Genomic DNA, 11,312 nt, shown 5'->3' on the forward strand with positions numbered 1-11,312 from the left:
AAAGCGTTTACCTTCTTCGCCACTGGTAGTTTCCCGTTGGAAATTCATATCGGCAATGACCAGCGAAACAGTGCCTTGCTTAATCAACTCCAGCGCATGGGAGGGGTACTCGCTGGTAATACACGGCAAGCCATTCATTGAAAATAATATTTGCAATGAGGTCAGCACTGCCGGATTGTCATCGAGTACCAGAATATTAGCCATAAATGCCATGCACAAAAATTATTGTGGGAGAATTATAAAGTACGCGTTGCCAGGCTGGGAGAAATTTTTCCTGCTTGCAATGCCGGTATAGCGGCACTGAGCAAACAGATTGCAAAAATACCGCAAGCTGTGGTCAATAAAAACCAGGGCGAAAGTGCGACAATTTCCGTGGTTTTATAAAAGAAATGACTTAGCAACATTGCCAGCGCAACACCTAATGATAAACCAACGGAAACGATAGCTGCATTTTCTAACAAAATTTGTGCAATGAGTTTGGTACGTGTTGCACCCAACGCGCGCAATACACCTAATTGCTTGCGCCGTTGGTGTACAGAAAAATAGGCTTGTCCGGCAATTGCGATAATAGATGCTAGCGTCAATATCAGCGTAATCAGTTTAAGTAATGCCAGGGTACCGCGGTTCATATACTTGTTTACAATAGCGTCCAGTTTGTCTGCATAAAAGATCAGGCCTTGTGGATACTGGTGCATAAGGTATTGTTCAACCGCTTGAATAACTACTGAACGGACCTCCGGTGAGTGAGTGCGAATCAGGTAGCGGAACTCATTATTGATTTCGTTGTATTCCGGAAAAAAAGCGGTGGATTCGAAGCGATAAATTTGCGGCGCGAAGCCTTTCCAATCAGAAACCACACCAATGATTTCATATTGTTTATCTTTTTCATAAACCATTTTACCTATAGCGTTATTGTTTTCCCCGAACAACGCCGTGGCTAATGCCCGGGTAATAATAGTAACCTGTGGGTAGGATTTATACGTAAATGCCATATCACTGCTTTCAAATTTGCGCCCTGCCAGCAAGCGTAATCCGAGTGTATCCAATGCATTGGGTGATACATTACTGCGGACAAATGCAATCTGCTCATTATTTTGTTCCAGGCTGGTATTAAAGCTTCCGGTTTTAAGGTTGTATTCATGGTCAAGTGGTGTTGCGTCAACGCTGGCTACATCGACTACGCCGGGAATTGCCTTGATTTTTTCAAGGTCGCGCAATCCATCCGCTAACGCAATACCTTTTGTTCCTGACGGATTGCGCAAGGTAAAACAGAGCAGGTGTTTATCATCAATTCCGGTCGGTGATTTATAATAATTATCCATCTCGTTAAGAATATGTGCCAGGTTACTAATCAGCATAGTAATCAGCGCAATTTGCAAGCCCAGCAATACCACAGTCAATTTTTTTCGTAGTAACGGCTTTAATACAGGGGGTAGCGAAAACATGTTAATACCTTATTGTTAACCCGGTGTTATTAATTTTTATCTGCGTATTATTTAATTAAAAATATCATTGAATTTTTAAATAATTTGCAGCAGGAACCTTGCATGCGCGCCAGGCCGGGTAGAGCCCGGCGCAAATACTTGCGGCAATCGCCGTTAACACACAAACTGTCATTAGATAAAAATCGGGTTCCATTAACACAGTGTTATCTTGTACTGGCAAACCACTCGAGGGTGCCGGGGCAGATTTCCACACGAGTTGTAGATATAACAAGCCCGCGAAGGTCATTAACATACCCAGGACTGCAGCAATGCTTCCGAGCGTGGTACTCTCAATAAGGTGTTGCGCAAAGATCACCCGACGGTTTGCGCCCAATGCGCGCCTTACACCGGATTCCGGTAATGCACGCATAAATTTTGCCAACAGGAGGGCGACAAAATTCAATGTGCAAACCAATAGCGTAAAAAAACCTATATAAATAGTGGTTTTATCCTCATCATAACCCTGTTGGTTAAGTTGCATATAATCGCCAATGCTCGACAATGCAAAGCGGATCGGGCGAGGATAATTACCTGCCTTTTTTTGATCCTGAATATAATTGCGGACAAAATTTTCAAATTGGTGTTTTTGTTCTTCGCCGGCAAATTCATACCACAGGCCAATCCAGATACAGCTATTGATGAGCCGTGGTTGATACCAGTGAGAACCATAATCGCGTAAATCCTGCGGGCATTCGTATCTTGTCCATGCACCAAATTCAGCCGCTTTTATTACCGAAAAAGGAATATAAAATTGTGCGTCAGGTTGTGGCCAACGAAATTGTGCAATGTCATAGGTGGGATTGCTGTGCTGGACTTTTTTTGTAACACCCACAACCTGATATTGGATGTTTTCGTACATCACACTTTTGCCAATACTATTGTCGCCGCTAAATAATTTTTGATTGACGTCTTCGTTAAGAATAATCACATTTTGAAACTGCTGGTCTGCTATTGCATTCCAGGCTCCACCATAAATAAACTCGCGTTCAAACATAGCAAAAAAATCACGCGTAACGATATTGCCGCGTACAAAAATAGCTTTTTGTTGTATTTCCGGATTATGCATTGAGCCACCCCACTTGGTAATGGCGGTCTTCCTCAAGGGGATATCGCTGGCAAGCAGGGCAACACTGTCGCGATAACTGTGCAGGGGAGGGAGATGATTAGGTGTTCTTTCATATTGTGTTTTTTCATCCCAGGAATCCGTTTGTAATAAAAATAAATGCTCATCTTTGTGGGCGAGCGGATTCTTCTTTAAATGGTGATAATGGGTGTAGCAAATCGTGGTAACAGCTACACCTGTTGCCAATATAAAAATCATCACACAGCTCAGGATCGGCGTTTTACGAATTGAACGCAGCGCCAATTGATATTGATACCAAAACATAGTTTCTCCTTTAATGGTATTCCCTAAAAATGTTTAAACATTTCGGTGACTTGACCATCAATAATCTGGACATGACGCTGTGTTCGCCGCGCGAGATCCTGATCGTGCGTAACCATAATAATAGTGGTCCCCTGGTCATTAATGTTTTCCAGTAGCTCCATTACCTGCCGTGCCATTAGCGAATCCAGATTGCCGGTGGGTTCATCGGCGAGGATAAATGCAGGTGATCCCGCAATTGCGCGGGCAACCGCAATTCGCTGCTGCTGGCCACCGGATAATTGTGCGGGAAAATGTTTTGCGCGCGATTCCAAACCTACACGGGCCAGCGCCTGTTGCACGCGATCCTTGCGTTCGCTGCGGTTCATATTGCGGTAGCGCAAAGGCACTTCAATATTGTCATATGCATTTAAATCGGGAATTAAATTAAAACCCTGAAATACAAAACCGATTTTGGTATTACGTAGATGTGATAATTGCTTATCGTTTAAATCGCGTGTATTAACGCCATCCAGAAAATAATGACCGGAACTATAGGTTTCCAATAGCCCGGCAATATTAAGGAATGTTGTTTTGCCGGAACCGGACGGGCCGGTAATTGCCACAAATTCACCTTCATTGACTTGCAGTGTAAAATCGCGCAATGCATGGGTTTCAATTAATTCTGTGCGGTACACTTTGCTGATATTTTCCATTGCAAACATGGTTTTTGCGGTTTCCGCCTGCTGTTTTATCTGTGCCTGGTTCATGGATTACACTCGTGTTGTGTGCATGGTTGTATGTTTTACCGTTGCAATATTATTGCTTTATGTAAAGTGATTGTGCCGCGCGGAAGGCGGAGGTATCTGAAACGATTATCTCATCGTTCAATGTCAGCCCGTTGGTGACTTCAATATCGTCCAGCCCCCACACGCCGTAGGTCACCGGAGTCTTGATCGCTTTATTGCCGTTGACTTTAAAAACACTTTTGCCATTATCCAATTCGGCGTAAAGGCCTCGTGGCAGTTTTAGTACACCTTCACGTACCTCCAATAAAATGATCGCCGTAATGCGTTGGTTCTGGCGCAAGTGCTGCGGCTCGTCTCCGGTAAATTTCAATCGTACTTTTACCTGGCCTGCATTTACCTCGGGCGCTATGGCGATGATTGCACCGGTGTAAATGTTATTGTCGAGTTTTATTTCTACCGCCATTCCCGGGACTAACTCCGGCGCATAATTTTCCGGTACTTCTATTTCTACTTCATAGTGAGATAAATCAATCACGGTGATTAATGCCTGATGCATAGCGACAGCACTTTTTTGGTTGACCGACAAATTACCTACCATTGCATCCACCGGCGACCTTACTTGTAATGCGTTAACTTCGCGCAGCAATTCGTTGACGATAGATTGTTGTTCTTCAATTTGTTTGGCGGTGTTTTGTATTTCAGTTTTGGTGACCCGGGTTATTAATATAAGTTGTTCAGGGGCCTGTTGAGCTTTTAATTCGGCGATATGTAAATTTTCTTCAGCGCGTTCAAATTCCTGCCGCGATACAAAGCCTTTGTTGAACCCCTGTTCATAACGGGAAAAATCCCGCTGTGCATTGCGCAAGGTTAGTTCGGAAAACTGTAAGGCTTGCTTTGCCTCCAGTTGATTTTTTTGCGCGGAAAGTTCGCGTCCCGCCAGTTCAGTTTGCAACCGAGCCAATACCGCATTCGCTTGTTGAAAGCGGCTGGTCAGCGCTGGGCTTTCCACGCTCAGCAATAATTGCCCTTGTTTAACCCTATCGCCCGCTTTTACGTTGTAAGTCACTATGCCATCGGCACTGCTATAAAGTGTGGGGCTGTTGGCGACGACGATTTTTCCCGTAGCTGCAATTTCGCGTCGCAAATCGCCGCGTGTTACCGATGCGATACGCAACTCAGCGCGCTTCACACGCATATCCGTGTGCAATTGTTCCTGCCACAACCACCAGCAGAAAGAAACCAGCGTAATTAATCCGATAAAACCGCACACAATTATAGTAATCGGGGTAACTGCAAAGGGCTGTGCAGACACAGCTACGTCCTGTTTTGCTGTGCCTTGAATACCTGTACTTTTAATGCCTGTACTTTTAATTCCGGTGTCGAACGCCGCTTGGTCCCGAGTTCCGCCGTTTGATGCGTCAGCGGGTTTTTCAACGGTGAAGGTGTTGTGTTGCAGTGCTTCGGACATCAGGTTGAATCCTTAATCTTCAATACACGGCCAGCGCTACCAGGCTGTTTGGGTTTCATTTGGCAGATTGCCTGGCGGGTGCATTGCAGTTGCAATGCCAATTTAATAAAGCATTGAATTTACAAGGAATTTTGCGGATATGCTGATGTGGAATGTGTCCGTTTCAAGTGTCCGTGCGGAGAGCGGACACAGAGGGTATGCGAGTAGGCAAAATAGTCACGCATCAATGTAAGACACATAAATAAAAATATTGGCGTTGTTGTTGCTAGTTTCTTGATCCCGATAAGATGTTTAACCCAAACGCGAAGGAATCTGGAGGTTTTTATGAGCGAGCGCACAGGATTCACACCAGCGATGCAATATTTGCGTGTCATTCTGACAGCTGTATTTGTAATTTTTTCCTGCAATGCCGCCGCAGTGGTAATTGATTTTGACGATATTGATGTTTATCACGATCCGGATGGTGGCTGCTTTTGCGATAACCCCATTACCGATCAATATCGCGACAAAGGCTTACTGGTTGACAGCGGTTATTTGTCAGGAGAAAAGCGCCCCGATGGCACTAATGACAATCAATTATTAGGCAGCCTTTCGCTCACCCTTTTCTTTGTTGATAATTTTCCCAATCGCGTCAGTTTTTTTGTGGATGCTGTTTATGACCAGGCAGTATTTATCGATGCTGTAGGTTTGAATGGATGGAATGAAAGTAAAAAAACGGATGGTTATGGTGGCCCCTTTGAAGAAAACACGCCTTATATCCCGCATCAGTTAGTAAGCTTTTATTCGCCTGAAGGAATCACCAGTATCAGCCTTTCAACATTTTATAATTTGCGGGTCAGCACCAGTGTGGACAACTTAAGTTATGACTATTCGTTGCCAGAGCCACCAGTGCTGTTATTAGTTTTGACGGGGTTTCTCGTGTTGCTTTCCAGTCGTAAACGTTGGGATAAATAATTATTTTCCTGTGGCTACCGGTGTTTCAGAGTGGTTGCCCCATTCTGCCCAGGCACCGGGATAACCCGCAATATCAAAGCCAAATGCTTTACCCAACAACCAGGTAAAACTGGAACGATGATGGGTTTGGCAATGCGTAATAATTTTTTTCTTCCCGGTAATTCCTGCTGCAATTAATTCTGCACGAATCACTTCCAGGTCGCGCAAACGATTATCGTTAGTGCGATCAATTGCCTGTTCCCAGTTGTAATGGATCGCACCGGGAATATGACCGCCGCGTTGTGCCGACACGCGCTCTCCGGAAAATTCTTCTGCGGTGCGTGCATCCCAGATTTGTAAATTCTCATCGCGATAATGCGCGCGCAAATAATCCAGATCGATTTGTTTTTTCATATCGAATAATTCAACGCCGTAAGCGGATGGTGTAGCGACCGGTGCGGTGACTTCATAAGGCAAATCATCGGCGAGCCAGGCGTGGATGCCACCGTTGAGGAAACTGTAATGCGCGTGGCCAATAGCATCGAGCAACCATAAAAAACGCGCTGCGCGGGTTCCGCCTTCATCGTCATAAGCAACGACATGGGTATCCGGTGTAATACCGAGCGAGGAGAGTAGTTGTGCAATATCGCCCAATGCGGGCAATTGGCCGGGGGCGGGAAGCTCACCTTTTTGCAGGCGGCGATAGTCCAGGGGCAGGGCGCCGGGCAAATGCGCCTGCTCATAGATCGCTGGTTTGCCCACATCAACAATGGTCACATTTTCGTCAGTTAGGTGCGTTTTTAATAACTCTCCGCTCACTATCAGGGGTAATTTAGCCATAGTTTCGCCAATCCGGAATATAGGGTTGGGAGACTATAACAAAGCCCTGTGCCGCGATTGAACTTTAAATAAGTTATTAGCATATAAAAAATGGTTCTAATTTCTAACGGATATTGGATTGGCATAGCCTGCACATGCGACTACCATTGTCACCAGAATACACAGTTTATGTATTCGCGCTTATCAGCTGGCAAGCCCCCCGCAGCAAAGGACTACCTGATTTTTAGGAACTGTCTATCCCGGAAGAAGTTAAGGACTTTTAAAAAATCGCACGCAGAAATGTTTATTTTTCCGCGCGCTTACAGCATTGCACTTACGGAAATTCTCGTTAAAGACCCGCCTGGTTACTAGATAACTAATACCTTCGGCGGCAGGTATTCGTTTGTCTTTTTTTTACCAAGCACAGGATTATTACAATGAAATCGACCATTCATCACCTTCGTAAACGACCATTAACCGCTACCTTATTAATCACTCTCAGCCTTTCATTAGTGGGTTGCGGTGGTGAAGCCAGCAAAAAAGAACCTGACACTACAACGCCACCTGTTGCGCAAATCAAGGTGAATACACCGAAGGATATCGCGCAGGAATCAGCGGAAAATTATGACGATAACGTCAACGGTGTGATCACCGGTAAAACCCTGAAGCGCTGGATTGGCAATTGGGAAAAAGAACGCCCGCAAGGTATCACCGGCAAGCTGGTAATTTTCCAGGCGACCAAAGGCCGCGCCGGTTTTGAATTTATCAAACCAAACAACAACACCGTATTTACTTACCTGGAAAACACCTGGCGTGAGCCGCGCTTTAATGGCGTGACTGAAATCGAAGGTATTGTGATTTCCGGTGAGACTACCGATGCATTGGTGCGTCGCTACGGCATCGACTTGAAAAACGATTTAATTTTGTGCGCGCAAGGCACGGGCGGCAGCGCGGCAATGGATCAGGGCCGCTGCTGGTACACCTTCCGTTATTGGGGCGTGGATGCGAAAAACCTCGCGATCCTCGACGGTGGAAATAATTTCCTGAGCGGCACCTGGACTGCGGATGATTTCACTGCAACACCATTTAATGGCGCTGTTGCTAACCAACCGAGCCCGATTATTAACAAACAAATCAGCAGCGTGCGCGACCTGGGTGTTGATAACACCATTTTGCAAGCGACCATGGAAGATTTGATCAATGTGTTGCCAACCCACGACACCAACAATACCAAAGATGGTTATTTTTTATGGGATGGCCGCAGCCTGGACCAATTCAGTGCGGGTGAAGCCAGTGAAGCGGGTGGTGCATTGGCGAACCGTTATTCCAGCTTCCAAAATAACGCACCACGCCAAAGCCATCCACGCGGTGCATTGAATTTGAACTGGACCAATTTGATTGATACCTCAACCGGTTTATTTAAAACCAAAGCGCAATTGCGTTCTTATCTGGAGGGCAATATCGATGCGGCCGGCAAAGGGTTTGTTGATGGAACCTATCAACACGTTGGTGCAGGTAATGCGTATCAAAAAGGCGACCAGATTATTTTGTGGTGTGAAACCGCAGCACGCGCGGCGGTGACCCAAGTTGCGGCTGTCGTTATTTTGGGATTGCCAACCCGTATTTACGATGCCTCGATGATTGAATGGAATTCATTGAGCGCCGGCTTCACCGACAAGAACGGCAATTTAATTCTTGCGAAAAATTCACCCTGGGATACCGCATCGTTATCTGCGCCGTATTTTCCGAACAAACCGGAATTAATTAACGCACGCGATGCGCAATTCACCACGGCGACTCCCCGTATCGTTGACGGCTTCGGTGCGCATACGCATCAGGTTATCAACGAAGACAAAGCCTATATTCGCCCGGCCGCTACCAGTAGCGCCGCGAGCAGTGGCAGCAGTAGCAGTAAAGGTGGTGTGGTCCTGCCACCCAATCCGTGCGGCGGTTAATCATCGCTTCAATTTGATGGGCCGGTTGATCATCGCTTGAACGGCCCATCTACGGCGGAGAATACTTATGACTTTCGTTACCAACAACACTCCTTTTTCAGGAGTGCAGGGTGCTTTTTTTCTGTTGTTTTTGGGCGCGCTGTTATTGCCACTGTCAGTGCAGGCTGATGAGGCTTTAACAATCGAGAAAGCAACTAATGAAAAAATTGCAATAGCAGAAAAAATAGAAAGTATGGAAAAACAATTAGTGCTTGATCCGGTGAAAGATCACTCGAGTCCGGCTGCAAATCCGGTCAGTGAAGAGCTGGAGAAAAAATCAAAGCGTTTGCGTTTTCGCGATGGCCCCGTGTGCCTCTGTGCCGATGGCCTGACCGAAAACGATATTAAAAAAGCGCAGAAAACCAAACAGGAATAACAACCGTGAAACCGCAACCGGAAAACATCCGGTAAAACACAAAGGTACATAACCGTGAAATCGCTTAATCACATTGTTGTAAAAAGTGTAACGAAACTGGCGAAAGTTACCGCACTGACTTCCATTTTGTGGGTGGGAGTGTTTGTGGTGAGCACCGCTATTGCGTTGGGTAGTTTTTATTGGGAATCGCATAGTAGTGAGGCTATTGCCAGTCATTCGCCAGCGCATAACCAGTCCTCAACAGACCGTAGTACATCACATGATGGCGCTCTGGAAATTATTGTTGATGCAGTTATCGCGACCACTGGTGCTACAACTGATTCACCAACAGGAATTTATTCTTCAGCCGATGTTGTTACAAAAAATGTTGCGAAAGAAAATTCTGCAGACGATGGCTGGGGCTCGGAAGCATTGGAAATTATCCACACACAAGCGCAGCAGTTATCGCCGATTGCATTCGCGAATGCCTGTGGTTTGGGTGCATCCAGTTGTTTCCGTTGCCATAACGACAAACGGGCAAAAGCACCGAACTATTCACCGGTTGGTGCTCCCTGGCATGCACAGCATAAAAGCGTGAATTATTCGTGCACCGGTTGTCACCAGGGCAATCCGCGCATCCTCAAGCAGGAAATTGCCCACAAAAATTTAATTGTGAATGCTGCTGCCGCGCCGGAAAAAACCTGCGCGACTTGCCACTCGGCCGACGACATTACGCGCTTGCTTCCCGTTTACCGCGCCAGCCATCCACGCTTATTTGAAAATTCTGAAGGTGCCGCACCGTGAAAAACCTTACCGTAAAAAGCAACAGCGTGAAAACTAGTCGCGCTAAAAAAAGTATTGTGAACAATCCATTAGTGCTTGCGCTGGTAGCCGCTTCATCCAGCGCTGCCTACGCCGGTCCAACAATTGACTTTGGTGATTCAGGTTCGCTGCAGTTTAATTACGCCTTGCAAGCCTGGGCGACTAACAGCAGTTACACCTCTAACAATCACGATGGCAGTTCTACCGATTTTTACTTGCGCCGCAATCGCATTACGTTATCGGGCCAATACAACGACTACGTCGGTTTTTACGCGCAGCTTGAGGCGGGTAATGACAGCAAGGCCGGCAATGATGATCGCGAAGTGTATTACCGCGATGCGTATGTGACGCTCGATTATTCCGATGAGTATCGTTTTATTATCGGCCGCTTCAAAAATACCTTCTCGCGCGAAAACCTGGAAGCGTGCCTTGAGCCGTTGACACTGGATCGCAGCGATATTTCCTATACACCGTTTGCCGGCACGCGTGATACCGGTGCTGCCATTTGGGGTAATTTAGCCGATGCGGCATTTCAATACCGCCTCATGATTGCCGATGGTCGTGAAGGTGATTATGTCCCAATCAAATCACCGCGCGTGACTACTCGCGTGCATTGGAGCTTTTTGGACCCGGAATACGATTACGGTTATCGCGGCACTTATTTAGGAACGCGCAAAATTTTAACCATCGGTGCTGCGTATGATTATCAAGCCGATGCTGCTTACGCGGATTATCAAAACCGTGAAGATATAAAAGATTATTCGGCGTGGACGGTAGATGGTTTTGTGGAGTATCCATTCAAGAGTGGTACCTACACATTTTCGGCAGCCTATTTTAATTACGATTTAGGCGATGCGATTAATTTATTACCGGACCCGGAATTGCCATCCAATACCCAGCAAGAGGGTATGTATGTGAAAGCCGGTTATTTGTTCCCAAATACAATTGGTCCCGGCCGTTTGCAATTGTTTGCCCGTCATGACGGTACTGAATACAACCTTCCCGGCGGCAGCCTGGACAGGCGCGTATTCAGCGGTGGTGCGAATTATTATCTGGATGGCCAGAAAATTAAATTAACGCTTGAATACCGTCGCAATGATTATGCGAACCCGGTGGAATCGGTGCCGTCATTACAGGACAACTATCAAACGACTGTTGGCTTCCAATTTATTTTGTAATAGCCATTAATTTTGCAATGAAAAGAGCGCGTTTTTTGTAAGCAAACTTTTCATTGGTTAATGAAGGGCCACGTCATTTTGTAGTAAAGGGTTAATGTATGCAGGGGTCTCTTACTGCAGCCGCGACGGCGACAAACCGTCGCCGTC

General features: G+C 46.1%; 10 protein-coding genes and 1 pseudogene. 5 read left to right on the forward strand and 6 right to left on the reverse strand.

What is annotated here, in order from left to right:
- From A596_RS23660 to A596_RS20970, 5 genes and pseudogenes are all read right to left on the reverse strand, one after another.
- Positions 1-204, reverse strand: a pseudogene (locus A596_RS23660) (response regulator); the annotation flags it as partial.
- 32 nt (positions 205-236) lie between these two features.
- Entirely contained in the window at positions 237-1,445 is a 1,209-nt protein-coding gene (locus A596_RS20955) for an ABC transporter permease (protein WP_039918620.1), read from the reverse strand.
- 64 nt (positions 1,446-1,509) lie between these two features.
- Positions 1,510-2,871, reverse strand: coding sequence for an ABC transporter permease (locus tag A596_RS20960; protein ID WP_039918622.1), 1,362 nt, complete (start codon positions 2,869-2,871; stop codon positions 1,510-1,512).
- A 23-nt stretch (positions 2,872-2,894) separates the two neighbouring features.
- On the reverse strand, positions 2,895-3,617 hold the full coding sequence (locus tag A596_RS20965; RefSeq protein ID WP_235425803.1) for an ABC transporter ATP-binding protein: 723 nt from the start codon (positions 3,615-3,617) through the stop codon (positions 2,895-2,897).
- A gap of 49 nt (positions 3,618-3,666) precedes the next feature.
- Positions 3,667-5,064: an efflux RND transporter periplasmic adaptor subunit gene (locus A596_RS20970; RefSeq protein WP_052417764.1), complete on the reverse strand. Its 1,398-nt coding sequence runs from the start codon at positions 5,062-5,064 to the stop codon at positions 3,667-3,669.
- 324 nt (positions 5,065-5,388) lie between these two features.
- Between A596_RS20970 and A596_RS20975 the strand changes: the two genes are divergently transcribed.
- Entirely contained in the window at positions 5,389-6,018 is a 630-nt protein-coding gene (locus A596_RS20975; RefSeq protein WP_039918623.1) for a hypothetical protein, read from the forward strand.
- Here A596_RS20975 and A596_RS20980 read toward each other — a convergent pair whose 3' ends face one another.
- The gene (locus tag A596_RS20980; protein WP_039918625.1) at positions 6,019-6,837 is read right to left on the reverse strand and encodes a sulfurtransferase; all 819 of its coding nucleotides are present in this window, start codon (positions 6,835-6,837) and stop codon (positions 6,019-6,021) included.
- 416 nt (positions 6,838-7,253) lie between these two features.
- On the opposite strand from A596_RS20980, the gene A596_RS20985 reads away from it, so the two are divergent.
- From A596_RS20985 to extI, 4 genes are all read left to right on the forward strand, one after another.
- Complete coding sequence (locus A596_RS20985) at positions 7,254-8,771, forward strand: hypothetical protein (RefSeq protein ID WP_200882985.1); 1,518 nt, start codon at positions 7,254-7,256, stop codon at positions 8,769-8,771.
- Between the two features lie 67 nt (positions 8,772-8,838).
- On the forward strand, positions 8,839-9,186 hold the full coding sequence (locus A596_RS20990; protein ID WP_039918627.1) for a hypothetical protein: 348 nt from the start codon (positions 8,839-8,841) through the stop codon (positions 9,184-9,186).
- A gap of 54 nt (positions 9,187-9,240) precedes the next feature.
- Positions 9,241-9,969: a cytochrome c3 family protein gene (locus A596_RS22405; protein WP_052417765.1), complete on the forward strand. Its 729-nt coding sequence runs from the start codon at positions 9,241-9,243 to the stop codon at positions 9,967-9,969.
- Positions 9,966-11,165 (forward strand): selenite/tellurite reduction operon porin ExtI, encoded by a 1,200-nt coding sequence (gene extI / locus A596_RS21000; RefSeq protein ID WP_200882986.1) that lies wholly within the window; start codon positions 9,966-9,968, stop codon positions 11,163-11,165. Before A596_RS22405 ends, extI begins: the two co-directional genes overlap by 4 nt.
- Positions 11,166-11,312 lie beyond the last annotated feature (147 nt).

It is taken from the genome of Cellvibrio mixtus subsp. mixtus J3-8, assembly GCF_000766945.1.
GTDB classification, from domain to species: Bacteria; Pseudomonadota; Gammaproteobacteria; order Pseudomonadales; family Cellvibrionaceae; genus Cellvibrio; species Cellvibrio mixtus_A.

Bases quoted from the DNA above. Each gene is read 5' to 3' on its own strand.
- A596_RS20955 (WP_039918620.1), bottom strand. From the start codon at position 1,445: ATGTTTTCGCTACCCCCTGTATTAAAGCCGTTACTACGAAAAAAATTG.
- A596_RS20960 (WP_039918622.1), bottom strand. From the start codon at position 2,871: ATGTTTTGGTATCAATATCAATTGGCGCTGCGTTCAATTCGTAAAACG.
- A596_RS20965 (WP_235425803.1), bottom strand. From the start codon at position 3,617: ATGAACCAGGCACAGATAAAACAGCAGGCGGAAACCGCAAAAACCATG.
- A596_RS20970 (WP_052417764.1), bottom strand. From the start codon at position 5,064: ATGTCCGAAGCACTGCAACACAACACCTTCACCGTTGAAAAACCCGCT.
- A596_RS20975 (WP_039918623.1), top strand. From the start codon at position 5,389: ATGAGCGAGCGCACAGGATTCACACCAGCGATGCAATATTTGCGTGTC.
- A596_RS20980 (WP_039918625.1), bottom strand. From the start codon at position 6,837: ATGGCTAAATTACCCCTGATAGTGAGCGGAGAGTTATTAAAAACGCAC.
- A596_RS20985 (WP_200882985.1), top strand. From the start codon at position 7,254: ATGAAATCGACCATTCATCACCTTCGTAAACGACCATTAACCGCTACC.
- A596_RS20990 (WP_039918627.1), top strand. From the start codon at position 8,839: ATGACTTTCGTTACCAACAACACTCCTTTTTCAGGAGTGCAGGGTGCT.